Raw genomic sequence first — 24,792 nt, forward strand, 5'->3', positions numbered from 1 at the left:
GGCCGCGCCGCACGCCGATTGCGATCGCGTGCTGGCGATGCGTCAGTACGACGAGCGGTACGGCGCGCCCTGGTCGAAGCGGCTTTGCCAGTGCGCGAGGTAGCGCGACGCGAGCTGCGGATTGTTCCAGACCACGACGACGTTTTCGGAGTTGCGGCTGGCTGCCGATGCGCTGTAGTTGAACGAGCCGGTCTCGACATGTTCGGCATCGATCACGAGGTACTTGTCGTGGTGGATCGCGTAGGCGTCGATCGTGCGCGTCGGAATGCCGGCGTTGACGAGCAGGTTCAGCGCCTGCTTGCTGCTCTTCGCGCGATTGCCCTTGTCGTCCACGACGACCGCGACATTCACGCCGCGCCGCTTCGCGGCGAGCAGCGCGCGCGTGACGGGCGGCGACGTGAACGAATAGGCGGCCACGCGAATCGAGGTGCGCGCGGCGCCGATCGCCTTCAGCACGAGCGCCTCGGCACCGCCATCGGGCGAAAATGCCGATTCGACGGCTTGCGTCGCGGGTGCTTCATGGGTCGGGGCGGGCAGCAACTGCGCGATGAAGTCGATCGCCTGCTGCAGCAGCGATTCGTTGTGCGTCTTGCCGAAGGCGGCAAAGGGTGTGGCGAGCAGGGAAGCGGCGAGGCAGGCGGTGGCGAGGCGTTTGCGCGACAACATCGTGGACAGCGAATGATTTTGAGACAGCGGGCCGTGAGTGTAACGCAGACATGGCGGCGCGGTCACGTTCGGATGCGAACGGGAGCGATGACATGGTGGCCTGCAGTGGTCGACGTGGCGAAGCTCATCATGCCGCGTGGTATCTGCATCGGCCGGATGGTCGCGCCGGTTGGCGGATGTCGATGATGAACGGGCGCGTGCGCAAGTAGAACGACACGGCCCCGCATGACGAAATGCGCGCACGCGCTCGTGCAGATTCAATGCGCTGTGCGATTGATGAGGTTGAAACAGCAGACCGGGCGCGGCAACACGAATGCTCGGCAGGTGCAAACGCATGCAACACGCGGATGCATGATGGCCGCGCTGCGATGCGCGCGCGGCAGGCTGCGCTGCAGCGCTGCATCAAGGGTCAGGCATCGAGCGGTCCCGTTGCCTCGCGTGCGCGCCATCCGGGCCCGGGTTCCGGCTGCACGTCGTGCGCATCGAGTGGCTCGCCGCACGCCGAGCACACTGCAACTGCGTGCATCAGCTGACCACAGGTGCGATGGCGCAATTGCACCGGCGGCCCCTGGCCGTCGTCCTTCCAGCGGTCGCCCCATGTCATCAGCGCGAGCAGGGCCGGATAGAGGTCGAGGCCTTTTTCCGTCAACCGGTATTCGAAGCGCGGCGGCCGCTCCTGATACGCGCGCTTGACCAGCACGCCTTCGTCGACCAGGCGCGCGAGCCGCTCGGACAGTACATGGCGCGTGAGGCCCAGTTGCGCCTGGAACGCATCGAAGCGGCGGCAGCCGAGAAAGGCGTTGCGCATGATCAGCATGGTCCAGCGATCGCCGAGCACGGCGAGCGTGCGCGCGACCGAACAGTTCAGCGTACCGATGTCATCCCATTTCATCGTCGAGTCTCTAGCGTCGGTTCAGCGAAATAGCGGGTTCGATTATAGAACCCGCCTTCGGTTGCAACAGGCGCGGCCGCGTTGACAATGGCCGGCACCGTTGCCGATAATGAGTTCCAATTTAGAACTTAATAGCGCGGCGACGCGCCTTCAACCCGGAGACAACCCGATGAATCCGCTTTCCCTGTCCGGTCTCGATCTGCTGCGTGCCGCGGCGGCCGGCGACGCGCCGCTCGCGTCGATTTCCGAGACGATCCCGATGCGTCCGCTGGGCGTCGAGCTCGGCTATGTGAAGTTTTCGGCGCGTGCGGACGGCCGCCACCTGAATCCGCTCGGCGGTGTGCACGGCGGGTTCGCCGCGACGGTGCTCGACTCCGTCACGGGCTGCGCGGTGCATTCGATGCTCGACGCGGGCGTTGGCTACGGCACGGTCGACCTGCATGTGAAGATGCTGCGCCCCGTGCCGCGCGACGTCGACCTGATCGCGGAAGGGCGCGTGATTCACCTGTCGCGCACGCTCGGCGTCGCGGAAGGCACGCTGAAGACGCCGGACGACAAGATCGTCGCGCACGCATCGGCGACCTGCTTCATTCAGCGGCCGCAGTAACGGAGCGGGGAGCGACGTGCGCGCCGGCCCGGCCGTCCGACGTGATCCGAACGGCGCGCACGCCGAGGCGGTCGTAGCGGCGGTAACCTGCATGAGCGAGGCGCGCACCTTGGGCTGCGCGAAGCCGTGCGCATCGGCCATCTGAAGCATTCGCTTCAATGTGATAGCGTTCCTGCTTTCCACTGACGCGACAGGAACAGCATGGAATACCGCACACTCGGCGATTCGGGCATTGAGGTCAGCCTGGTCGGCCTCGGCACGATGACGTGGGGCGAGCAGAATTCGGAGCGCGACGCCCACGAGCAGATCGATTACGCGCTCGGGCGGGGCGTCACGCTGATCGATGCCGCGGAGATGTATCCGGTGCCGCCGAAGCCCGAAACCCAGGGCCGCACGGAGCAGTACATCGGCACCTGGCTCGCGCGGCATCGCGCGCAACGCGACCGGATCGTGCTCGCGACGAAGATCGCAGGCCCGGCGCGGCAGCCGCACAATCCGCGCCACATCCGCGGCGAAGGCAACCAGTTCGACCGCAAGAACCTGACCGAGGCGCTCGACGGCAGCCTCGAGCGCCTGCAGACCGACTATGTCGACCTGTACCAGCTGCACTGGCCCGATCGCAGCACGACGACGTTCGGCCGCCCTGCGTATCCGTGGGTCGACGATGCTTATACGGTGCCGATCGAGGAAACGCTGGGCGTGCTCGCGGAATTCGTGAAGGCCGGCAAGGTCCGAGCGATCGGCGTGTCGAACGAAACGCCGTGGGGCGTCGCGCAGTTCCTGCGCGCAGCCGAGAAGCTCGGGCTGCCGCGCATTGCGAGCATCCAGAACCCGTACAGCCTGCTGAACCGCACGTTCGAGAGCGGCCTGTCCGAATTCACGCACCGCGACGGCATCGGCCTGCTCGCATATTCGCCGCTCGCCTTCGGATGGCTGTCCGGCAAGTACGAGAACGGCGCGCGTCCGGCCGGCGCGCGCATCACGCTGTTCGAGCGCTTCCAGCGCTACAGCAAGCCTCAGGCCGTCGAAGCGACGTCGCGCTATGTCGCGCTCGCGAAGCGCCACGGGCTGTCGCCCGCGCAGCTTGCGCTCGCGTTCGTCAACAGCCGGCCGTTCGTGCGCAGCAACCTGGTCGGCGCGACGTCGCTCGCGCAACTGAAGGAGAACATCGGCAGCATCGACGTGAAGCTGTCCGACGAGATCCTTGCCGAGATCGACGCGCTGCACGAACTGCAGCCGAACCCTGCGCCGTAAACTGCGAGCGGCCCGCGCGGCAGGCATGCCGCGACGGGCCGCGCTCGACGCGCATCGCGGCGCAGTCGTTTCCTGCGTGACCGCGGTTACCGCATCCCGAGCCGCGTGCGCGCGACCAACAGCGCAGCGAGACTCAACACCGCGCAGCCCATCAGGTACAGCGCCGGCGACAGCCGGTTGCCGGTGGCGCTGATCAGCCACGTGATCACGAACGGCGCGAAGCCGCCGAACAGCGTGACGCCCGTGTTGTAGCTGACCGCGAGACCGGTCGCGCGGGTCTGCGCCGGGAACAGCTCGGCCATCAGCGCCGGCAGTGCGCCGCAGTACGTCGCCTTCAGCACACCGATCCAGATCAGCGCGGCGAGCATCGTCGCGAACGAAGCGTGATGCGTGAGCCACACGAACGTCGGCCAGACGGTGGCGAGCATCAGCACGGCGGCGGCTGCCATCACGCGGATCCGCCCGGTGCGATCGGACAGGTGGCCGACGAGCGGCGTGACCAGCGTCAGCACGAAGCCGGTCGCGAGCGTCGCGGCGAAGCCCGTCGATGCCGGCAGCCCGAGCTGCTTGATCGCATAGGTCGGCATGTACAGCACCATGTAGTTGATCGCGGTCGAGATCACGAGCACGCCGATCGACAGCAGCACGCGCATCTTCTGGTCCGCGAACAGCTCGCGCACGGGCGCTTCGGAGCGCGCCTGCGTCTTGAACTCGATCCCTTCGTCGACGTAGCGGCGGATGTAGAGCCCGACCGGGCCGATCGCGAGGCCGAACAGGAACGGCACGCGCCAGCCCCAGCTTTCGAGTTGCGCGGCGCTCAGCGTCGAGGTCAGCAGCGCGCCGAAACCCGATGCGAGCAGCGTCGCGAGCCCCTGGCTCGCGAACTGCCAGCTCGACATGAAGCCGCGCCGCTGCGGCGCATGTTCGACCAGGAACGCGGTCGAGCTTGCGAATTCGCCGCCGGCGGAAAAGCCCTGCATCAGCCGCGACAGCATGATTCCGAGCGGCGCGAGGATGCCGATCGACGCATAGGTCGGCATCAGCGCGATCAGGAGCGTGCCGGCCATCATCATCCCGATCGACAGCAGCAGCGATGCCTTGCGCCCCGCGCGGTCGGCATAGGCGCCGAGCACGAAGCCGCCGATCGGCCGGATCAGGTAGGACAGCCCGAACGTGCCGAGCGTGAGCAGCAGCGACGTCGCCTCGCTGGTCGCGGGGAAGAACAGCTTGGCGATCGTTACCGCGAAAAAGCCGTAGACGATCAGGTCGAACCATTCGAGCGCATTGCCGATCGACGCGGCGAAGATGATGCGCCGGATCTTTGCTGCGCTGGGGCGCGCGGCGTCCTGCGTGGTCAGGGTGGTCGTATTCATCGTGTGAGCAGGTCCCGAGAAAGGAGCGAAGCGCGTTACAGGGCGGCGCCGGCCGCGGCGGGTGCCGCGCGGCGAACGGGCGGCGCGGCGTCGCCGAGATCCCAGAAGAGGCCGGCCATCATCTGCAGTCCCTCGCGCACGACACTCGCGAGCAGGTGCTCGTCCGGCGCGTGCTGCGAGCACGCCGGATACGAGTGCGGCACCCACAGGGTCGGCAGCCGCAGCGTATCGGCGAACACTTCGTTCGGCAGCGTGCCGCCGAGGTTCGGCAGGATCGCGGGCTTCTTGCCGGTCGTGCGCGCGAGCGACGCGACGGCCCAGCGGACCCACGGATCGTCCGGCGGCAGGCGCGTCGCTGGTGCGCCGCGCTCGACGTCGATCTCGATGGCGGCGAAGCCGTGCGCATCGAGATGCGCGCGCAGATGCGCGTGCAGCGCTTCCCAGTCGGTGCCGACCACGAAACGCAGCTGGCAGTGTGCATACGCGACGGGCGGAATCGCATTGACCGGATGGTCGGGATTGCCGGCCTTGAACGCGAGGATCTCGAACGTGTTCCAGCCGAACACGCGCTCGGCGGCGGAGAGGCCGGGCTCGCCCCAGTCGGCGTCGAGCGCCGGATCGCCGGGGCCGCCGCCGACGGACAGGTCGGCGAGTGCGGCGCGCACGGCCGCCGGGATCGGCGGCGGGCGCAGCCCCGCGACGCGGATCGCGCCGCGCGCGTCGACGAGGCTCGCGAGCGCGTTCGCGAGCACGGTCGCCGGGTTGCGCAGCAGCCCGCCCCAGTTGCCGGAGTGATGGCCGCCGTCGCGTGCGCGCAGGCTCAGCTTGAAGTTGACGGCGCCGCGCGAGCCGAGGAACACGGTCGGGCGCTCTGCGGTGACGCGCGGTCCGTCGGACGCGATCAGCACGTCGGCCGCGAGTGCATCGCGCTCCTGTCGGCACAGCGCGTCGAGGCCCGGCGACCCCGTTTCCTCGCCCATCTCGATCAGCAGTTTCGCGTTGAAGCCGAGCCGGCCGCCGCGCGCGTCGAGCACGCTCGCCAGCGCGGCCAGGTTGATCGTGTGCTGGCCCTTGTTGTCGGCGCTGCCGCGCCCGTACCAGCGATCGCCGTCGACGGTCAGCGTCCACGGCGACAGCGGCGCGCGCCATTGTGCGTCGTAGCCGCGCACGACGTCGCCGTGGCCGTAGATCAGGACGGTCGGCAGCGCGTCGTCCTCGTGGCGCGACGCCAGCAGGAACGGGCTGCCGCCGTCGACGGGGTTCTCGACGATCCGCGACGTGAAACCGAGGCGCGCGGCCTCCGGTGCGATCTCGTCGGTCAGGTAGGCGCGCAGCGCGGCACCCGCGCCGCTGTCCTGGCTTTCGGTGCGCAGGCCGACGCGGCGGCTCAGGGTCGTGAAGAACGCGCCCGATTCGAACTGGTTCAGCGCGTGCTGGATGGCGGCGGTACGGCTCAAGACTGTCTCCTTCGTCGGTTTTCCGGCGGGCGCGGCGCGCGCAGCCGGGAGTGCGATCGATTCTAGAAAGCCGTTTTTTTTGTCACAATGATCGAATTTCGAACATTTCGTTGCCGAAAAGGCAAAGCATAGCGGCCCGGACGTCGGGCTCGGAGACAGAACGATGGCGGCTTTCCTGCATGGTCTTGCACTGCGGTACTTCGTCGAAGTGGCGCGCACCGGGTCGATCAGCGACGCATCGGCGCGGCTGCACGTGGCCGTCTCGGCGATCAGCCGGCAGATCGCGAAGCTCGAGAGCGAGCTCGGCGCGCCGCTGTTCGAGCGCCGGCCGCGCGGGATGGCGCTGTCCGAGGCCGGCGAACGGCTGCTGGGCTTCGCGCAACGCAGCCTGCTGGAGGCCGAGCACGTGATGAAGGAAATCGGCGGGCTGGAGGCGCTGCACGGCAGCCTGCTGAAGATCGCCTGCTCGGAAGGGTTCGCGATCGATTTCCTGCCGGGCGCGCTTGCGGGCTTCAAGGCGCGCCACCCGGGCGTCGAGTTCTCGGTGTGGGTCGTGTCGCCGGCGGAGGCGACGCGGCGTGTGCGCGACGGCGATGCCGACATCGGGCTGACGTTCAGCCTGGCGCCGGAGCAGGGCGTGCGTGTCGAACACACGGAGCGTGCGCCGGTCTTCGTGCTCGTGCGGCGCGACCATCCGCTCGCGGCGCGTGACGCGGTGTCGCTCGCCGATGTCGCGCGGCATCCGCATGTATTGCCCGAGGCCGGCACGACGGTGCGCCAGCTGATCGACATCGCGTGCGTGCTCGACGGGATCATGCTCGAGCCGGAACTGACCAGCAACAACACCGCGGTGATGTACCGCTACGCGCAGCGCACCGGTGCGGTGATGTTCACGGGGCTGCTGTCGGTGCGCGACCGCTTCGACGCGGACGGCTTCGTCGTCGTGCCCGTCACGAACCCGCAGCTGCGCGAGCGCAGCATCCAGGTGCAGACCATGGCGGGGCGCGACCTGCCCGCGTCGGTACGCGCGTTCCGCGACCATCTGATCGACGCGATGAGCGCCGCGTCGCCCCCGCCGGTGGCCGCGCGCGGCCCGAGACGCCCGGGCGTGAGATAATCGCAAATCCGCCTTCCGTGTCCGTGCGGCTCACCGAGCCGCATCGCCCCTGTTCGACGCCAAATTGAAAAACCTGATTGTCACCCTCGATCGCGCCGGCGAGTTCGACGAGATCATCGACGTGCGTACGCCGCTCGAGTTCGCCGAGGACCATATTCCCGGCGCGCTGAACGCGCCCGTGCTCAGCAACGAGGAGCGCGTCATCGTCGGCACGATGTACCGCCAGGTGTCGCCGTACGAAGCGACGCGCGTCGGCGCGGCGATGGTCGCACGCAACATCGCGCGCCATCTCGACACCACGTTTGCCGACCGTCCGCGCAACTGGCGGCCGCTGATCTACTGCTGGCGCGGCGGCAAGCGCTCGGGCTCGATGACGACCTGGTTCAACCTGATCGGCTGGCAGGCGCGCCAGCTCGACGGCGGCTACAAGGCATACCGCCGCTCGGTGTGCGCGACGCTCGACACGCTGCCGACGCGGTTTCGCTACATCGCGCTCGTCGGTCATACGGGCTGCGGCAAGACGCGGCTGCTGAACGCGCTGCGCGACGTGGGTGCGCAGGCGCTCGATCTCGAGGCGCTCGCGTGTCATCGCGGCTCGCTGCTCGGCGCGCTGCCGGGCAAACCGCAACCGTCGCAGAAGGGGTTCGATTCGGGGCTCGTCGAGACACTCGGGCGTTTCGACCCCGAATGGCCGGTGTTCGTCGAATCGGAAAGCCGCAGGATCGGGCTCGTGCACCTGCCGATCGCGTTGATCGACGCGTTTCACGCCGGGCCGTGGGTGCAGGTCGACGCGGCGCACGACGAGCGCATCGCGTTTCTCCTCGACGACTATGCCCACCTGTTCGACGAGCCGGCCGCGTTCAAGGCGCAGCTCCAGCGGCTGATCGGCCTGCACAGCCGTGACGAGGTGGCGCACTGGAATGCGCTGATCGATGCCAACGCGCGGGCCGACCTGTTCACCGAACTGATCGACAAGCATTACGATCCCGCCTATGCGCGTACCTATCGCGCAACGTACAACAAGCCGAACCGGGCGCTGACGTTGATGTTCCAGCCGAATGCGGCCGACGTGCGCCAGCAGGCGCGCGCGCTGCTCGACGCGCTCGCGCAGACCGGGCTCCGGGCATCGCCCGTCGCCGGCGAGGCAGCGGGAGCCGGCACCGACCAAAACCAACCGACTACCACACGATGACGACCACACGCACCCAACCCAGTCCGGCGCTCGGCTGGATGACCTTCCTGCTGATCGCGGTCGCGGGACTGTTCTACGTGAAATGGTTCCCGTACTACAACAAGGCGTTCGTCGCCGCCGAGCATCATTCGATCGGCCAGTCGATCCTGATGGGGACGTCGGCGAGCGCGCCCGAGCCGTCGCTGAAGGCGGCGCTCGACTACGCGTGGGCGTACGGCAAGGCGATCTGGCAGGCGATGGTGCTCGGCCTGCTGCTCGGTTCGGCGGTGCAGGCGCTGCTGCCCGCGCACTGGGTCGCACGCGTGCTCGGCCGCACGGGCTTCGGCAGTGTCGCCGCAGGCGGCCTGCTGTCGCTGCCCGGCATGATGTGCACGTGCTGCGCGGCGCCGGTCGTCGCGGGCCTGCGCGCGCGGCACGCGTCGCCGGGCGGCGCGGTCGCGTTCTGGCTCGGCAACACGGTGCTGAATCCGGCCGCGCTGGTGTTCATGGGCTTCGTGCTCGGCTGGCACTGGAGCGCGCTGCGGCTCGTGCTCGGCATCGCGATGGTGTTCGGGGTCGGCTATCTGCTGAACCGCATCGCGCGCCCCGAGGACCGCAGCATCGACGACGCGCAACTCGCCGCGCTGGTGGCCGAGCAGGCCGCGGCCGGCAATCCGTTCATCCGCTGGATGAAGCTGCTCGCGCGCATGGCCGTGCGGCTCGTGCCCGAATACATCGTGCTCGTGCTGCTGCTCGGCGCGGCGCGTGCGTGGCTGTTCCCGCACATCGGCCCGGACATCGGCAACCATCTCGGCTGGATCGTCGCGTTCGCGGTCGCGGGCACGTTGTTCGTGATCCCGACGGCCGGCGAAGTGCCGATCATCCAGGCGATGCTGTCGCTCGGCATGGGCGTCGGCCCGGCCGCCGCGCTGCTGATGACGCTGCCGCCGATCAGCGTGCCGTCGCTCGCGATGCTCGCGCGTTCGTTCAAGCCGACCATGCTGGCGATCGTCACGGGCCTTGTCGTCGCGTTCGGGATCGTGAGCGGGCTGCTCGCGATCGCGTTCGGGTTCTGACGGGCACGCGGACGGGACGGCAAGCGGGCGCGACAGCCGGACGACTCCGGCTCGCGTGCCCGATCGGCCAGCGGGGCACGACATGCCTGGCAGCTGCAACCCGCGTGATGGCTGCCGCGCCGCGCGCAGACCGATCCCGCCGCGCGATCGTCGTATTCATCCGGCACCGCCGCTTCGCACGTGCGGTGCCCTTTACAAGAAGCAAACAGGAAAACGCATGACCCAACCGAAGATTCATCCTCGACTCGAAAAGGCGCTGACGCGCGGCGATCTCGCGATCCGCCAGGCCAATTCCGCGCGGGCGACTGCCGTGCTGAACGCGCTCGGCACGATGATCATCGAAGCCTCCGCCACGATCGGCGTCGAGGCCAGCATCGAGATTCCGCAGGGCGACCGCATTTACGATCCGGTAAACGGCCTGTGGCCGCAGAAGATGCTGGTGTCGTTCGACGGCCCGGTCGACGAAGCCGACACGGAAGAACTGCGCGCGGTCTATCTGGTCGCCGACGATCCGGGTACGCAGTTCCGCGTCGAATGGCATCGCGCGGACGGCAAGCTCGGCCGCCAGGAAGGCGGCCCGCTGGCGACCGTCGCGTTCCTGACCGACGTCGAGATTCCGTGGAGCGACGACGACGAGTAACGGCGTCTCGATTTCGTGGTATCAAGCCGGCGCCGTCCGCGCCGGCCGTCAGCGCATCATCCGCCGCCGGAACAGCCACGCGGAGACCACGAATCCACCGACCGCATAGCCGGCGAGCACCGCGAGATGCAGGCCGACGTCCGTCGCCGGCCGGCCGAGCATCGCGGGCCGGATCAGTTCGACCGCGTTCGCGAGCGGCAGCACGTGCGCCGCGTGCTGCGCGATCGGCGGCAGTTGCGTGATCGGGAAGAACACGCCCGACAGCAGCAGCATCGGCGTCAGCACGAGCGTCTGATAAAACATGAAGAAGTCGTAGGACGGCGCGAGTGCGGTGACGATCATCGCGGTGCTCGCGAACGCGAGGCCGGCGAGCGCGACCACGGGCAGCGCCGCGAGCATCGACGGAAACTGCGCATAGCCGAGCAGGCCCGCGACGAGCATGATCGCGACGCCCGACAGCAGCGCCTTGCTTGCGCCCCAGACAATCTCCCCGAGCACGATGTCGCCCAGCGCGAGCGGCGTGTGCATGATCGCCTCCCAGGTGCGCTGCACGTGCATCCGCGAGAAGCCCGAATACATCGACTCGAAGCTCGCGGACATCATCACGCTCGAACCGACCGTGCCGGCCGCGAGGAACGCGATATACGACACGCCGTCGACGTGGCCGAGCATCAGGCCGAGCCCGAACCCCAGGCCGAACAGGTAAATCATCGGATCGGCGAGATTGCCGAACAGCGATGCGAGCGCGAGCTTGCGCCACACGAGATAGTTGCGCCGCCACACGGCGATCCAGTTGGTCGCATTCGCGGGCAGCGCGATCGCGAAGCGGGACTCGCGTGGCGGTGCGGACGGCGCGGCGGCGGAATAGTTGCGTACGTCCATGATCGGTCAGTCCTGCATTTCGCGGCCCGTGAGCCGCAGGAACACGTCTTCCAGATTGGCCGGACGATGCAGATAGCGCAATCCCGTGCGACCCTTGAGTCGCGCACTGAGCGGCTCTGGATCGGTCACGTAGCAGAACAGCGTCTCGCCGCTGATCTCGGTGTGCTTCGCGAACGGCGCCAGCTCGTCGCGCAGCGCGACCGGGTCGGGCCCGTAGATCTCGATCACGTCGCAGCCGATCTCCGATTCGATCAGCGCGTGCGGCGCGCCTTCGGCGATCTTGCGGCCTTCCTCGATCACGCACAGCCGGTCGCACAGGCGCTCGGCCTCCTCCATGAAATGCGTGGTGATCAGGATCGTCTTGCCGCGCGCGAGCAGCGAGCGCAACCGCTCCCACATCAGGTGCCGCGCCTGCGGATCGAGGCCCGTCGTCGGCTCGTCGAGCACCAGGACGTCCGGATCGTTGACGAGCGCGCGGGCGAGCGTCAGACGCCGTTTCATCCCGCCGGACAGCTCGCCGACCTTCGCATCGGCCTTGTTTTCCAGCTTCGCGAATTCGAGCAGCGGCTGCACGAGCGCGCGTGAAGCCTGCGCCGATATCCCGAAATAGCGGCTGAACACGAGCAGGTTTTCGCGGACCGTGAAGTCGGGATCGAGGTTGTCGAACTGCGGGACGACACCGACGCGCTGGCGCGCATGCCGCGCGCGCGACGGAACCGGTTCGCCGCACAGTGAAATGGCCCCGGCATCGGGATACGCGAGGCCGAGCAGCATCTTCAGCGTCGTGGTCTTGCCGGCGCCGTTCGGCCCGAGCAGGCCGTAGCATTCGCCGGCCTGCACGTGGAAGGACAGGTCGTTGACGACGAGCTTGTCGCCATAGCGTTTTTCGACGTTCCGGAAATCGATCGGTGCAACGGACATGGGCAGGTTGTCGTTGTAAGCGGGCGCGGACGCGTTTCGCGGCGGGCCGGATGGGCATGCCGGCCGGCGAACGGATCGGGCGAATGCGTGTCACATGGGCATGACCGGGGCGAATGCGCGTCGACGGCACGAACGGGCCATTCTAGTGCATCGGCTGCGTCTCTTCAGGGCATGCCCGCGCGGCCGGGTGCATGCGCGCACGGATCGTGCACTGCATCATCGCCGACGCGCCCCGCGTGGCGAATCAGCGTTTTCCATCCCTTGCGTCCGGAATTGCGGCGCACCATGATGAGTGCATAGGGTACGTAGTCGCGATAGGGAGGTTTCATGGCTAGCTACAACAAGATTCTGCTGTGCTACGACGGCACACTCGAAGGACGCAAGGCATTGCGGTGCGGTGCCAATCTCGCGCTGGACCTGAAGGCGGAAACGCATTTGCTGTCGGTCGTCGACATGCGCTCGAGCATCGCGCAAAGCGCGGGGCTGCTGACCGACGTCGCGTGCGGCCGCTTCGAGGAAACCGCGCGCGAGATCCTGCAGGAAGGCGTGAACTGGCTGCGCGAGCGTGGCGTTCAGGCGGAAGGCCATTTCGCGTTCGGCTATCCGATCGACGAAATCGCGAATCTCGCGACGGAGTTGAAGGCCGACCTCGTCGTCGTCGGCCATCGGTGCCGCAGCGGGTTGTCGAGATGGTGGATGGGGTCGGGCAACACGCAACTGCTTGATCGCGTGAGTTGCAGCATTCTGGTCGCGTGTTCGTCGGCGGAAGAGCAAAAGGCCGAGATCGCGCGCGAACGCGAAGCGGCCACCTCGAACGGCAAGTGACGCTGCGATTGCGTGGCCGGCCGGGTTGTGCCGCGATTCAGGCCGATCGCGCGTTGTGTCGCATCAGCGGCATCGACCGCGATCGCGACTGCTCAGGCGTGCAGGTCAATCGCGGATAGTTTCCACGAGAACAGGCCGAAGCGGTGGAAGATCGCCGCATAGCGCGTGCCGTCGGCGTTGCGCTGGTAGGTTACGACGAATTCATCGATATTCCGGTAGCCGGCATGCGTTTGCTGCGGATGACCGGCATCGCTCGGGCTCGCTGGCGCGGGTGCCGGCGCAGCCGAGGCGGTGGCGTTGCTGCCCGGTAGGGGTGCGCTCGCCGGATTGGTCGGCGGCGTGGCCGGTGCGTTGCCGGGCGCACCGCCTGACGGCGGGCCCGGCCATTCAGGTGGCCGCTCGCCCGGATTGCCGCGCGGCGGGATGCCGCTCATCAGCGCGGCCACACCTTCCGGTGTCGCATAGGCATCGACCAGCGGGCCGATCAGTGCAGATCCGATCAGCGCGCCGATCACCGCGAACGGATTGTCCTTTTTCACCGCATCGATCCGGCGCATCAACTCTTCCGTGACCTGCTGCTTCAGGCTGATGCGCAGCGACGGAAAATCGACATATCCGCTGACCGCTTGCGCATCGCGCGCATCGATCGCCGATTTCAGGCGACCGAGCGCGACGTACGGCGAGGCGTACGCATAGCCGATCGCCATCAGGACGGCGACGACCAGCGCGACGATCAGCAGGGGCTTGAGCCGCCATGCGCGGCCCGAAGATCCAGTCACGATGCCTCCGGTGCGGACAGGTTCCGCAATCAGAGACCGCCGTGCGTGGCCGATCGTTCCTCGGCAATGCAGCGATCGATCATCCGGCACACGGCATCGATCGTCCCGACCATGATCAGGCGCGACCGACCGTGATAGACGCGCACGGGCGCACGGCGCGCCGGTTCCGCGTGATTCAGGCCGGCGTTCAGCGACACCCGCGCGAATGCGGGAAGCGCCGACGGCAGCAGCGACGCCTGCCGTTCAACTGCGACTTCTTGGCTCACCACGGGCGCTGTGGCGGACAGCGGCGCGCAGGGCGTGCGGCCGCGCAGGTGACGCAGGCGACCGAATTGACGGAAAGGCAGCAGACGGGAAAGGCGTTCCATGGTGTTCTCCTCAGCGAGACCGATTGTCAGAGTTCGCCCGAGCGGATCAGCCCGACGGCGATGCCTTCCAGCGCGAATTCCGCGCTGCCGGCCTTGACGAAGATGTTTTCGTAATCCGGGTTCTCCGCGATCAGCTCGAGGCCGCCGGGCCGGCGCATCAGGCGCTTGACCGTGACGTCGTCGCCGAGACGCGCGACGATGATCTGGCCGTCCTTCGCTTCGGTGCGCTTCTGCACGGCGAGGAGGTCGCCGTCGAGAATGCCGGCGTCGCGCATCGACAGGCCGCGCACCTTCAGCAGGTAGTCGGGCTTGCTGGTGAACAGTGCGGGATCGCACACGTAATGCTGCGAGATGTGTTCCTGCGCGAGGATCGGGCTACCGGCCGCCACCCGGCCGACGAGCGGCAGCGACAGCTGCATCAGGCCGGCATGCGGCAGCGTGAACTGGTGCGGCGCATCGTCGATGCCAAGCAGGCGGATGCCGCGCGACGCGCCGGCGGCCAGCTCGATCACGCCTTTACGCGCCAGCGCACGCAGGTGTTCCTCGGCCGCATTCGGCGAGCTGAAACCCAGCTCGGCCGCGATCTCGGCACGCGTGGGCGGGAAACCGGAGCGCTCGATCGCGCGGCGGATCAAGTCGAACACTTGCTGCTGACGGGCGGTGAGTTTGGTCATGGCTCAACTGTATGGATAGACAGTGAGCTGTATTTTTATACAGTACTTCGAGAATTTCAAGTGTTACTTGAGGTTCGACGCGATCGCGCCGGTTCCGGCGCGATGTCGCGACGTCCGGACGCCGGTTCGTCCGCCGCAACCGTCCGTCCCGTCTGCGTTAGCACTTTTGAGTATTAAAAAATGAAGAACGATTATTTTTAATCATGTAACCCGTTCGCTAGACTGGCCCGACATCGCAATACCGACAACACTGGAGAACCAAGGATGGCGAAGCGCAATACGGGGCTGGTGGGCGGAGTGGGCCGCCTGATCGCAACACTCGCGCTGGGCGCGGCGGCGGCGCTGGGCGTCGCGACGCATGCCCAGGCCGATACGACGTTCCTGAACGTATCGTACGACCCGACGCGCGAGTTGTATCAGGACTTCAACCAGGCGTTCGGCAAGGAGTGGAAGGCGAAAACGGGCGAGACGGTCAACTTCAAGCAGTCGCATGGCGGCTCGGGCGCGCAGGCGCGCTCGGTGCTCGACGGCCTGCAGGCCGACGTCGTCACGCTGGCGCTCGCCTACGACATCGATGCGCTCGCCAACAAGGGTCTGGTGAACAAGGATTGGCAGAAGCGCCTGCCGGACAACGCATCGCCGTACACGTCGACGATCGTGTTCCTGGTGCGCAAGGGCAACCCGAAAGGGATCAAGGACTGGGACGACCTGACCAAGCCGGGCATCTCGATCGTCACGCCGAACCCGAAGACGTCGGGCGGCGCGCGCTGGAACTACCTGGCCGCATGGGCGTACGCCGTGCACAAGCCGGGCGGCAACGAGCAAAGCGCGAAGGAATTCGTGACGAAGCTCTACAAGAATGCAGGCGTGCTCGATTCGGGCGCGCGAGGCGCTACGACGAGCTTCGTGCAGCGCGGCATCGGCGACGTGCTGATCGCGTGGGAGAACGAGGCGTTCCTGTCGATCAAGGAATTCGGCACCGACAAGTTCGAGATCGTCGTGCCGTCGGTGAGCATCCTGGCCGAGCCGCCCGTCGCGGTGGTCGACAAGGTGGTCGACAAGAAGGGCACGCGCAAGCTGGCCGAGGCCTACCTGAATTTCCTGTACAGCCCGCAGGGCCAGGAAATCGCGGCGCGCAACTACTATCGTCCGCGTTCGAAGAACGTGCCGGCAGAGCTGACGAAGCAGTTTCCGAAGCTGAAGCTGTACACGGTCGACGACACCTTCGGCGGCTGGACGAATGCGCAGAAGACGCATTTCGCGGACGGCGGCGTGTTCGACTCGATCTACAAGCCGCAGTAACGCCAGCCAGCAACCCATAACGACAGCGGCGCGCCACGACAGCGCGCCGCATCCCCGGCGTTTGCGCCGGACCCGTGAGCAGCATCGACCCAGCAAGAGCATCCGATGACGACGTACACCTTTCGCAAGCCGAGCGCGCTGCCCGGTTTCGGCGTGACGCTCGGCATCACGGTGGCCTATTTGAGCCTCGTGGTGCTGATCCCGCTCGCCGCCACGTTCCTGAAGACCGCGACGCTGTCGTGGGACCAGTTCGTCACCGCCGTCGCGTCGCCGCGCGTACTCGCGTCGTACCGGCTGACGTTCTCCGCGGCGCTCGGCGGCGCATTGATCAACGCCGTGTTCGGCTTTCTCGTCGCGTGGGTGCTGGTGCGCTACACGTTCCCGTTCAAGCGCCTCGTCGATGCGATCGTCGACCTGCCGTTCGCGCTGCCGACGTCGGTCGCCGGCATCTCGCTCGCTGCCGTCTATGCGACCAACGGCTGGGTCGGCCAGTATCTCGCGCCGTTCGGCATCAAGATCGCGTTCACGCCGGTGGGCGTGCTGGTGGCGCTGACCTTCATCGGGCTGCCGTTCGTCGTGCGCACCGTGCAGCCCGTGCTCGAGGATTTCGAGCGCGAGCAGGAAGAGGCCGCCGCGTGCCTCGGCGCATCGCGCTGGCTGACGTTCCGCCGCGTCGTGCTGCCGGCCGTGCTGCCGGCGCTGCTCACCGGGTTCGCGCTCGCGTTCGCGCGCGCGCTCGGCGAATACGGGTCGGTGATTTTCATTGCCGGCAACGTGCCGATGAAATCCGAGATCACGTCGCTGCTGATCATCACGAAGCTCGAGCAATACGACTACGCGGGCGCGACCGCGCTGGCGGTCGTGATGCTGGTCGTGTCGTTCCTGATGCTGCTGCTGATCAACACGCTGCAGTGGTATCTGCAGCGCCGGACGAGCCGTGGCTCGTCCGGCAAGGGAGCGAGCGGCCCCGCGCCGTCGACCGTCACCGTTGCCGCGACCGCGGCAGGAGGCCAGCAATGAGCCAGGAGTCCAGCGCCGTGCTCAACCACCCGTCCGCCGCGCACGTGCGCGCCGCGAAACAGCTCGACCCCGTCAGCGAGCCGCGCGCCGTGCGCTGGCTGCTGATCGGCGTCGCGCTGGCGTTCCTCGCATTCTTCCTCGTCGTGCCGCTCGCCGCGGTGTTCTTCGAGGCGCTGCGCAAGGGCGTCGGCTTCTATCTCGAATCGCTCGCCGATCCCGACGCATGGTCGGCGATCAAGCTGACGCTGACCGTCGCCGTGATCGCGGTGCCGCTGAACCTCGTGTTCGGCGTGTGCGCATCGTGGGCGATCGCGAAGTTCGAATTCCGCGGCAAGGCGTTGCTGACCACGCTGATCGACCTGCCGTTCTCCGTGTCGCCGGTGATCTCGGGCCTCGTCTACGTGCTGCTGTTCGGTGCGCAGGGCTGGCTCGGGCCGTGGCTGCAGGACCACGACGTGCAGATCATCTTCGCGGTGCCGGGCATCGTGCTTGCGACGATCTTCGTCACGTTCCCGTTCGTCGCGCGCGAACTGATCCCGCTGATGCAGGCGCAGGGCACCGACGAGGAAGAGGCCGCGCGCGTGCTGGGCGCGTCGGGCTGGCAGATCTTCCGGCGCGTGACGCTGCCGAACGTGAAGTGGGGCCTGCTGTACGGCGTGATCCTGTGCAACGCGCGCGCGATGGGCGAGTTCGGCGCGGTGTCGGTCGTGTCCGGTCATATTCGCGGCGTAACCGACACGATGCCGCTGCACGTCGAGATCCTGTACAACGAATACAACTTCGCGGCGGCGTTCGCGGTGGCGTCGGTGCTGGCGCTGCTCGCGCTCGTCACGCTCGCGCTGAAGCTGCTCGCCGAGCGTCATCTTGCTGCCGAGCTGGCCGGCGCACGCGATGACGTTCCCGCTCATGCCGGCCCCGTCGCCGCCAATTCGTCGAATTCGTAAAGAGGCAATCAGAATGGGTATCACCGTCCGTCACCTTCACAAGCGCTTCGGCGATTTCACCGCCCTCGACAACGTGTCGCTCGACTTTCCGCCGGGCGAGCTCGTCGCGCTGCTCGGGCCGTCCGGCTGCGGCAAGACCACGCTGTTGCGCGTGATCGCGGGCCTCGAGCACGCGGACGCCGGCCAGGTCGTGCTGCAGGGGCTCGACGTCGCGTCGGTCGGCGCGCGCGACCGCCAGGTCGGCTTCGTGTTCCAGCATTACGCGCTGTTCCGCCACATGACCGTATTCGAGAACGTCGCGTTCGGGCTGCGCGTGAAGCCGCGCCGCGAGCGGCCGTCGGAAGCGGTGATCCGCGACAAGGTGCACGAACTGCTGAAGCTGGTGCAGCTCGACTGGCTCGCGCAGCGCTATCCGTCCGAGCTGTCGGGCGGCCAGCGCCAGCGGATCGCGCTGGCCCGTGCTCTCGCGGTCGAGCCGAAGGTGCTGCTGCTCGACGAGCCGTTCGGCGCGCTCGACGCGAAGGTGCGCAAGGAATTGCGCGGCTGGCTGCGGCGCCTGCACGACGACCTGCACATCTCGACGATCTTCGTCACGCACGACCAGGAGGAAGCGCTGGAAGTGGCCGACCGCATCGTCGTGCTGAACCGCGGTCACGTGGAGCAGGTCGGCAGCCCGCAGGACGTCTACGATCATCCTGAAAGCGCGTTCGTCTACGAGTTCCTGGGCGCGGCGAACCGGCTGCCGGGCACGGTCGCCGGACGCGGCTTCGTCGCGGAAGGCGCGGCGGCGCCGATCGCGGTCGACGCCGATTTCGCGGGCCCCGCGAACGCGTACGTGCGGCCGCACGACCTGCAGCTGTGGCCGGCCGGCGACGGGCATCGCGACGGCATCGCGGTCGACGTGCGCCGCGTGATCCCGCTCGGCGGCTCGGTGCGGGTCGAGCTCGAGGCGCGCACGGGCGGCGCGCTCGAAGCGGAACTCGATCGCGACGCGTGGCGTGCGCTCGCGCTGCAGGTCGGCGACGGCGCGACGGCCGTGCCGCGCGCGGTCCGCGTATTTCCCGCACACTGACGCCCGAACCCGATAAAGAGAAGAGGGCGGCTACCGCTCCGAATCGACATTCGAACAACGACAGCCTAAGAGGCATACCCATGAATTTTCAGCAATTGCGTTTCGTGCGCGAAGCCGTGCGCCAGAACATGAACCTGACGGAGGTCGCGAACGTGCTGTACACGTCGCAGTCGGGCGTGTCGAAGCAGATCAAGGATCTCGAGGATGAACTGGGCGTCGACATCTTCATCCGGCGCGGCAAGCGGCTCACGGGGCTCACCGAGCCCGGCAAGGCCGTGCACCAGCTGATCGAGCGGATGCTGCTCGACGCGGAAAACCTGCGCCGCGTCGCGCGCCAGTTCGCGGACCAGGACAGCGGCCACCTCGTCGTCGCGACGACGCACACGCAGGCGCGCTACGCGCTGCCGAAGGTGATCCGGCAGTTCACCGACGTGTTCCCGAAAGTGCATCTCGCGCTGCGCCAGGGCAGCCCGCAGCAGATCGCGCAGATGATCCTGAACGGCGAAGCCGATCTCGGCATCTCGACCGAGGCGCTCGATCGCTATCCGGACATCGTCACGTTCCCGTGCTATTCGTGGCACCACACGGTCGTCGTGCCGAAGGGGCATCCGCTCGTCGGTCGCGAGAACCTGACGCTCGACGAAATCGCCGAGTACCCGATCATCACGTACGACCAGGACTTCACGGGCCGCTCGCACATCGACCAGGCGTTCGCGCAAGCCGGCGCCGTGCCCGACGTCGTGCTGACCGCGATCGACGCGGACGTGATCAAGACCTACGTCGAGCTCGGGATGGGGATCGGCGTCGTCGCGGCGATGGCCTTCGATCCGCAGCGCGACACCGGGCTCGTCGCGCTCGACACGCAGCACCTGTTCGAGGCAAGCACGACGCGCGTCGGGTTGCGCAAGGGCGCGTTCCTGCGCGCGTATGCGTACCGGCTGATCGAGATGTTCGCGCCGCACCTGAACGAAGCGGAAATCGCCGGGCTGCTGCGCGAAGCGGTCTGACGGCGGGGCGATGTTCCGGGGGCGCGGCAAGCACCCGCCGGACGCGTTGCATGGGGGCCGCCATGACGCCGGTTCCGTGCCGTCATGGTGTGCCGGCGCGTCGAACCTTCGATCGAAGTCGTCGCTGGCAGTCCGGTTGGCCGCCAGCGGCGGCCGCCGCGTGTTCGCCGATCAACAGAAAAACAAGACGGCAGATCCGAATGCCTCGTTGCGACCATGTCGAACGGGTCATTCTCATGAAGATATGATCTAATTCGCGGAAACGCCGGTCGGCGAACCGCGTCGGCGCTGCGTCGCACCGCGAATCCTGCGTCACGCATGACCAAGAGGCGATCAATGAACCTGAAATGGTTTCTCTTTTCCTTCGAAGGCCGGATCGGACGTTTGCCGTGGTGGATCTACGCGGTGGCCTACGGCGCGCTCAGCGCGATCTTCGATGCGGGGTCGCGCGGCTCGTCGCACGAGGATCTGCCGCTGCTGGTGATGCTCGTGCTGTTCGCGATTGCGGTCGTGTCGGTGTGGTCGTCGATCGCGGTCGGCGTGAAGCGGCTGCACGACATCGACAAATCGGGGTGGTGGATGCTGCTGATCGTCGTGCCGGTCGTCGGTGCGATCGTGCTGTTCGTGATGAACGGCTTCATCGCCGGCACGCCGCACGCGAATCGCTTCGGCGAGCCGCCGTCGGACGATCGCGACGAAGCGGCGCCGCGCAACCCGGTGTAACGCGCGGCAATCGGCACGCGCGGCCGTGTGCTCCGAATAAACCCTTAAATATTGATCAGACGGGTTGCGCGTCGAACCGAAACGGTACAGCATAGCCTCCACTCCGCCGGCGTCCCGCCGGCGGTGGCGCGTCGACGACAGCACGCGCCAGGCAGTCGGCCGTCTGCCTCGCTTCCATTCCGTGGTACCGACAAGCAGCATTGATGGCCAATGCCCGGGTAGTGTGGCGCAAACGTTTGCTCACATTAAAACAACAGTCCGGCCCGTCGGGCCAGTCGCCAGGAGATGTGTATGAATGTCCTCTTTCGCCGTCGCTTCCTGACCGCCGCGCTTGCCGCCGTCGCGGTCGCCGCCGCGCCGGCCGTCCATGCGCAATCTACGGCCAAGCCGAAGGTCGCGCTCGTGATGAAGTCGCTCGCCAACGAGTTCTTCCTGACGATGGAAAACGGCGCGAAGGAATACCAGAAGCACAACGCCGGCCAGTTCGACCTGATCACGAACGGCATCAAGGACGAGACCGACACCGCGAACCAGATCCGCATCGTCGAGCAGATGATCGTATCGAAGGTCGATGCGATCGTGATCGCGCCGGCCGATTCGAAGGCGCTCGTGCCGGTCGTGAAGAAGGCGGTCGACGCGGGCGTCATCGTCGTGAACATCGACAACCGGCTCGATCCGGACGTGCTGAAGTCGAAGAACCTGAACGTGCCGTTCGTCGGCCCGGACAACCGCAAGGGCGCGCGCAAGATCGGCGACTACCTCGCGAAGCGGCTGAAGGCGGGCGATCAGGTCGGCATCCTCGAAGGCGTGTCGACGACGACCAACGCGCAGCAGCGCACGGCCGGCTTCCAGGATGCGATGAAGGCGGGCGGGATGAAGGTCGTGTCGGTGCAGTCGGGCGAATGGGAGATCGACAAGGGCAATGCGGTCGCGGCCGCGATGCTCAACGAATACCCGAACCTGCGGGCGCTGCTGTGCGGCAACGACAACATGGCGATCGGCGCCGTGTCGGCCGTGCGGGCGGCGGGCAAGCAGGGCAAGGTGTTCGTGGTCGGCTACGACAACATCAACGCGATCAAGCCGATGCTGAAGGACGGCCGCGTGCTCGCGACCGCCGACCAGTACGCGGCGAAGCAGGCCGTGTTCGGCATCGACACGGCGCTCAAGGCGATCGCCGAGCATCGCAAGCAGGCCGACATGACCGGCGTGGTCGAGACGCCGGTGGATCTCGTGACGAAGTAACGCCGCCCCGCCACGGCCGCCGCCCTCAAGAATCCGGGCAGGCGGCCGTTATACGGAGTGAGCGCGATCACGGCCACTGCATGCACTTGTGAGCGTCATACCCGCGCGCCGCGTGCGCGCGGCCGCAACCAGGATCGCGATGGAACCGACCTTCCAACCCTCCCGTTCAGCCGTTCCCGTGCTGTCGGTCTCCGGCGTGGGCAAGACCTACGCCGAACCCGTGCTCGCCGACGTCACGCTGACGCTCGCGCCGGGTGAAGCGCTCGCGCTGACGGGCGAGAACGGCGCAGGAAAGAGCACGCTGTCGAAAATCATCGGTGGGCTCGTCGACCCGACGACCGGCACGATGCAGCTCGGCGGCGAGGCCTATGCGCCGGCGAGCCGCACGCAGGCCGAGGCGCTCGGCGTGCGCATGGTGATGCAGGAGCTGAACCTGCTGCCGACGCTGACGGTCGCCGAAAACCTGTTTCTGAACCGTCTGCCGCGACGCTTCGGCATCATCGACCGCGCGCGGCTGCGTGACGACGCGCGTGCGGCGATGGCGCAGGTCGGGCTCGACGCGGTCGACCCCGATACGCCGGTCGGCGCACTCGGCATCGGCCACCAGCAGATGGTCGAGATCGCGCGCAACCTGATCGGCGACTGCCGCGTGCTGATTCTCGACGAGCCGACCGCGATGCTGACCGCACGCGAGGTCGAGCTGCTGTTCGCGCAGATCGACCGGCTGAAGGCGCGCGGCGTGGCGATCGTCTACATTTCGCACCGGCTCGAGGAGCTCGCGCGCGTCGCCGAGCGCGTCGCGGTGCTGCGCGACGGCCGGCTCGTGCACGTCGGCGACATGGCCGCGACGACGTCCGACGGGCTCGTCACGCTGATGGTCGGCCGCGAGCTCGGCGAGCACATCGATCTCGGCACGCGCCGGATCGGCGCGCCGCGACTCGTCGTGTCGGGCATGACGCGCGGCACGGCCGTGCAGGACGTGTCGCTCGAAGTGCGCTCGGGCGAAATCTTCGGCATCTCGGGGCTGATCGGCGCGGGGCGCACCGAATTGCTGCGGCTGATCTACGGCGCGGATACGCCGGATGCCGGGATGATCGCGGTCGGCGATCCGCTGAAGCCGGCGCGTATCGGGTCGCCGGTCGACGCTGTCAAGCACGGCATCGCGCTGATCACCGAGGACCGCAAGGGCGAAGGTCTGCTGCTGTCGCAGTCGGTCACGTCGAACGTGTCGCTCGGCCAGCTCGACCGGCTCGCGCGCGGCGGCATCGTCGACATGACGCGCGAGACGGCGCTCGCCGAGCAGCAGATCGACGCGTTGCGGATCCGCACGCACGGCGCCGCGCAGCCGGTCGGCGAATTGTCGGGCGGCAACCAGCAGAAGGTCGTGATCGGCCGCTGGCTCGCGCGCGACATGGACGTGCTGCTGTTTGACGAGCCGACCCGCGGGATCGACGTCGGCGCCAAGTTCGAGATCTACACGCTGATGGGCGCGCTCGCGCGCGAGGGCCGCGCGCTGGTGGTCGTCTCGAGCGACCTGCGCGAGCTGATGCTGATCTGCGACCGGATCGGCGTGATGTCGGCCGGCCGCATGACCGCCGTGTTCGAACGCGGCAACTGGACCCAGGATGCGCTGCTGGCTGCGGCGTTCGCCGGCTTCGGCCGCGAAGCGCTGCCGGAAGGCACGCGGCATCCGGATGCGGAAAGCGCGCCGCGCGCGGCTTCCGGCACTTCGACGACAGGACGACAGCAATGACCCAGCCTCCCGTATCCCCGACCGACGCAGGCGCGCAGCAGGACGTGACGGGGCGCCGCGCGCGCACGCTGTCCGGCACGCGGCTCGGCCTGTCGAACTATCTCGGGCTCGCCGGCGCGCTCGCCGCGATGATCGCGTTGTTTTCGGTGCTGAGTTCGCATTTCCTGACCTACGATACGTTCAGTACGATCGCGAACCAGATCCCCGATCTCGTCGTGATGTCGGTCGGGATGACCTTCGTGCTGATCATCGCCGGCATCGACCTGTCGGTCGGCTCGGTGCTCGCGCTGGCTGCGTCGATGGTCAGCGTGGCCGCGCTGAAATGGCAATGGGGGCCGCTGCCGGCCGCGCTGATCGGGATCGCGGTCGCGACCGTGACCGGCTCGCTGACGGGCGCGATCACGGTCGGCTGGCGGATTCCGTCGTTCATCGTGTCGCTCGGCGTGCTCGAGGCCGCGCGCGGCGTCGCATACCAGCTGACGAATTCGCGCACGGCCTACATCGGCGACGCATTCGATTTCCTGTCGAACCCGATCGCGCTCGGCATCTCGCCGGCGTTCCTGATCGCGGTCGCGGTGATGATCGCGGCACAGTTCGTGCTCACGCGTACCGTGTTCGGGCGCTATCTCGTCGGGATCGGCACGAACGAGGAGGCCGTCCGGCTTGCCGGGGTTAACCCGCGGCCGTATAAAATCCTCGTATTCGCGTTGATGGGCGCGCTCGCGGGGCTCGCGTCGCTGTTCCAGATTTCGCGGCTCGAGGCCGCCGACCCGAACGCGGGCGCGGGCCTCGAGCTGCAGGTGATCGCAGCCGTCGTGATCGGCGGCACGAGCCTGATGGGCGGGCGCGGCTCGGTGATCAGCACGTTCTTCGGCGTGTTGATCATCTCCGTGCTGGCCGCGGGGCTGGCGCAAATCGGCGCGAACGAGCCGACCAAGCGGATCATCACCGGGGCGGTGATCGTGGTGGCGGTCGTGCTCGACACGTATCGCAGCCGGCGCGCGCGCGCCCGGTAAAACTACACAGA

26 protein-coding genes are annotated in these 24,792 nt (G+C 67.5%); 16 read left to right on the forward strand and 10 right to left on the reverse strand.

The window, feature by feature from the left end; genetic code table 11:
• Window positions 1–42 precede the first annotated feature (42 nt).
• Together DIE21_RS09745 and DIE21_RS09750 are read right to left on the reverse strand one after the other, a co-directional pair.
• The gene (locus DIE21_RS09745) at window positions 43–666 is read right to left on the reverse strand and encodes a phospholipase D family protein (RefSeq protein WP_409364625.1); all 624 of its coding nucleotides are present in this window, start codon (window positions 664–666) and stop codon (window positions 43–45) included.
• Between the two features lie 409 nt (window positions 667–1,075).
• Window positions 1,076–1,558 (reverse strand): helix-turn-helix domain-containing protein, encoded by a 483-nt coding sequence (locus DIE21_RS09750; RefSeq protein ID WP_124497501.1) that lies wholly within the window; start codon window positions 1,556–1,558, stop codon window positions 1,076–1,078.
• A 169-nt stretch (window positions 1,559–1,727) separates the two neighbouring features.
• On the opposite strand from DIE21_RS09750, the gene DIE21_RS09755 reads away from it, so the two are divergent.
• Both DIE21_RS09755 and DIE21_RS09760 read left to right on the forward strand, forming a co-directional pair.
• A complete protein-coding gene (locus tag DIE21_RS09755; protein WP_124497502.1) occupies window positions 1,728–2,165 on the forward strand; it encodes a PaaI family thioesterase in 438 nt (145 codons plus the stop codon).
• A 201-nt stretch (window positions 2,166–2,366) separates the two neighbouring features.
• Window positions 2,367–3,419, forward strand: coding sequence for an NADP(H)-dependent aldo-keto reductase (locus DIE21_RS09760; protein WP_124497503.1), 1,053 nt, complete (start codon window positions 2,367–2,369; stop codon window positions 3,417–3,419).
• Between the two features lie 86 nt (window positions 3,420–3,505).
• Here DIE21_RS09760 and DIE21_RS09765 read toward each other — a convergent pair whose 3' ends face one another.
• Both DIE21_RS09765 and DIE21_RS09770 read right to left on the reverse strand, forming a co-directional pair.
• Entirely contained in the window at window positions 3,506–4,792 is a 1,287-nt protein-coding gene (locus DIE21_RS09765; protein WP_124497504.1) for an MFS transporter, read from the reverse strand.
• Window positions 4,793–4,827: 35 nt separating this feature from the next.
• Window positions 4,828–6,249 carry a M20 family metallopeptidase gene (locus DIE21_RS09770; protein WP_124497505.1) on the reverse strand — a complete coding sequence of 474 codons (1,422 nt, stop codon included), beginning with the start codon at window positions 6,247–6,249 and terminating at the stop codon, window positions 4,828–4,830.
• 163 nt (window positions 6,250–6,412) lie between these two features.
• Here DIE21_RS09770 and DIE21_RS09775 point away from each other — a divergent pair, with 163 nt between their 5' ends.
• The 4 genes from DIE21_RS09775 (at window position 6,413) to DIE21_RS09790 (ending at window position 10,253) form a co-directional block, all read left to right on the forward strand.
• Window positions 6,413–7,366, forward strand: coding sequence for a LysR family transcriptional regulator (locus tag DIE21_RS09775; protein ID WP_124497506.1), 954 nt, complete (start codon window positions 6,413–6,415; stop codon window positions 7,364–7,366).
• Between the two features lie 64 nt (window positions 7,367–7,430).
• Window positions 7,431–8,558: a tRNA 2-selenouridine(34) synthase MnmH gene (mnmH, locus tag DIE21_RS09780; protein WP_124497507.1), complete on the forward strand. Its 1,128-nt coding sequence runs from the start codon at window positions 7,431–7,433 to the stop codon at window positions 8,556–8,558.
• Entirely contained in the window at window positions 8,555–9,613 is a 1,059-nt protein-coding gene (locus DIE21_RS09785; RefSeq protein WP_124497508.1) for a permease, read from the forward strand. The genes mnmH and DIE21_RS09785 overlap by 4 nt, the downstream gene beginning before the upstream one ends.
• Before the next feature lie 217 nt (window positions 9,614–9,830).
• Window positions 9,831–10,253 carry a hypothetical protein gene (locus DIE21_RS09790; RefSeq protein ID WP_185640564.1) on the forward strand — a complete coding sequence of 141 codons (423 nt, stop codon included), beginning with the start codon at window positions 9,831–9,833 and terminating at the stop codon, window positions 10,251–10,253.
• A gap of 48 nt (window positions 10,254–10,301) precedes the next feature.
• Here DIE21_RS09790 and DIE21_RS09795 read toward each other — a convergent pair whose 3' ends face one another.
• The 3 genes from DIE21_RS09795 to DIE21_RS37150 all read right to left on the reverse strand — a co-directional run bounded on the left by DIE21_RS09795 (window position 10,302) and on the right by DIE21_RS37150 (window position 12,385).
• Window positions 10,302–11,135 (reverse strand): ABC transporter permease, encoded by an 834-nt coding sequence (locus DIE21_RS09795; protein ID WP_124497509.1) that lies wholly within the window; start codon window positions 11,133–11,135, stop codon window positions 10,302–10,304.
• 6 nt (window positions 11,136–11,141) lie between these two features.
• Window positions 11,142–12,056, reverse strand: a complete 915-nt coding sequence (gene nodI, locus DIE21_RS09800; protein WP_124497510.1) for a nodulation factor ABC transporter ATP-binding protein NodI — start codon at window positions 12,054–12,056, stop codon at window positions 11,142–11,144.
• 164 nt (window positions 12,057–12,220) lie between these two features.
• Window positions 12,221–12,385: a hypothetical protein gene (locus DIE21_RS37150; RefSeq protein ID WP_185642751.1), complete on the reverse strand. Its 165-nt coding sequence runs from the start codon at window positions 12,383–12,385 to the stop codon at window positions 12,221–12,223.
• On the opposite strand from DIE21_RS37150, the gene DIE21_RS09805 reads away from it, so the two are divergent.
• Window positions 12,384–12,881, forward strand: coding sequence for a universal stress protein (locus DIE21_RS09805; protein WP_124497511.1), 498 nt, complete (start codon window positions 12,384–12,386; stop codon window positions 12,879–12,881). The two genes, DIE21_RS37150 and DIE21_RS09805, sit on opposite strands and share 2 nt — an antisense overlap.
• A gap of 92 nt (window positions 12,882–12,973) precedes the next feature.
• Here the strand turns inward: DIE21_RS09805 and DIE21_RS09810 are convergent, their stop codons facing one another.
• From DIE21_RS09810 to lexA, 3 genes are read right to left on the reverse strand one after another with little or no spacing between them, the layout of a single operon-like run.
• Window positions 12,974–13,660 (reverse strand): DUF2939 domain-containing protein, encoded by a 687-nt coding sequence (locus tag DIE21_RS09810; protein ID WP_124497512.1) that lies wholly within the window; start codon window positions 13,658–13,660, stop codon window positions 12,974–12,976.
• 29 nt (window positions 13,661–13,689) lie between these two features.
• Window positions 13,690–14,028 carry a hypothetical protein gene (locus tag DIE21_RS09815; RefSeq protein ID WP_124497513.1) on the reverse strand — a complete coding sequence of 113 codons (339 nt, stop codon included), beginning with the start codon at window positions 14,026–14,028 and terminating at the stop codon, window positions 13,690–13,692.
• Window positions 14,029–14,054: 26 nt separating this feature from the next.
• Window positions 14,055–14,702: a transcriptional repressor LexA gene (lexA, locus tag DIE21_RS09820; protein ID WP_124497514.1), complete on the reverse strand. Its 648-nt coding sequence runs from the start codon at window positions 14,700–14,702 to the stop codon at window positions 14,055–14,057.
• A gap of 264 nt (window positions 14,703–14,966) precedes the next feature.
• Here lexA and DIE21_RS09825 point away from each other — a divergent pair, with 264 nt between their 5' ends.
• The 9 genes from DIE21_RS09825 to DIE21_RS09865 all read left to right on the forward strand — a co-directional run bounded on the left by DIE21_RS09825 (window position 14,967) and on the right by DIE21_RS09865 (window position 24,781).
• Window positions 14,967–16,004: a sulfate ABC transporter substrate-binding protein gene (locus DIE21_RS09825; RefSeq protein ID WP_124497515.1), complete on the forward strand. Its 1,038-nt coding sequence runs from the start codon at window positions 14,967–14,969 to the stop codon at window positions 16,002–16,004.
• Window positions 16,005–16,109: 105 nt separating this feature from the next.
• Window positions 16,110–17,024: a sulfate ABC transporter permease subunit CysT gene (gene cysT / locus DIE21_RS09830; RefSeq protein WP_124497516.1), complete on the forward strand. Its 915-nt coding sequence runs from the start codon at window positions 16,110–16,112 to the stop codon at window positions 17,022–17,024.
• The gene (cysW, locus tag DIE21_RS09835) at window positions 17,021–17,968 is read left to right on the forward strand and encodes a sulfate ABC transporter permease subunit CysW (RefSeq protein WP_124497517.1); all 948 of its coding nucleotides are present in this window, start codon (window positions 17,021–17,023) and stop codon (window positions 17,966–17,968) included. The genes cysT and cysW overlap by 4 nt, the downstream gene beginning before the upstream one ends.
• A gap of 13 nt (window positions 17,969–17,981) precedes the next feature.
• The gene (locus DIE21_RS09840; protein ID WP_124497518.1) at window positions 17,982–19,040 is read left to right on the forward strand and encodes a sulfate/molybdate ABC transporter ATP-binding protein; all 1,059 of its coding nucleotides are present in this window, start codon (window positions 17,982–17,984) and stop codon (window positions 19,038–19,040) included.
• An 80-nt stretch (window positions 19,041–19,120) separates the two neighbouring features.
• On the forward strand, window positions 19,121–20,047 hold the full coding sequence (locus DIE21_RS09845; RefSeq protein WP_059606665.1) for a CysB family HTH-type transcriptional regulator: 927 nt from the start codon (window positions 19,121–19,123) through the stop codon (window positions 20,045–20,047).
• A 336-nt stretch (window positions 20,048–20,383) separates the two neighbouring features.
• Complete coding sequence (locus DIE21_RS09850) at window positions 20,384–20,770, forward strand: DUF805 domain-containing protein (RefSeq protein ID WP_185640563.1); 387 nt, start codon at window positions 20,384–20,386, stop codon at window positions 20,768–20,770.
• Window positions 20,771–21,061: 291 nt separating this feature from the next.
• Window positions 21,062–22,012: a sugar ABC transporter substrate-binding protein gene (locus tag DIE21_RS09855; RefSeq protein ID WP_124497520.1), complete on the forward strand. Its 951-nt coding sequence runs from the start codon at window positions 21,062–21,064 to the stop codon at window positions 22,010–22,012.
• A gap of 139 nt (window positions 22,013–22,151) precedes the next feature.
• Entirely contained in the window at window positions 22,152–23,765 is a 1,614-nt protein-coding gene (locus DIE21_RS09860) for a sugar ABC transporter ATP-binding protein (protein ID WP_124497521.1), read from the forward strand.
• Entirely contained in the window at window positions 23,762–24,781 is a 1,020-nt protein-coding gene (locus DIE21_RS09865) for an ABC transporter permease (protein ID WP_124497522.1), read from the forward strand. The genes DIE21_RS09860 and DIE21_RS09865 overlap by 4 nt, the downstream gene beginning before the upstream one ends.
• The last annotated feature ends 11 nt before the right edge of the window (window positions 24,782–24,792 follow it).

Origin of the sequence: Burkholderia sp. Bp9140 (genome assembly GCF_003853425.1) — a bacterium.
GTDB lineage: Bacteria > Pseudomonadota > Gammaproteobacteria > Burkholderiales > Burkholderiaceae > Burkholderia.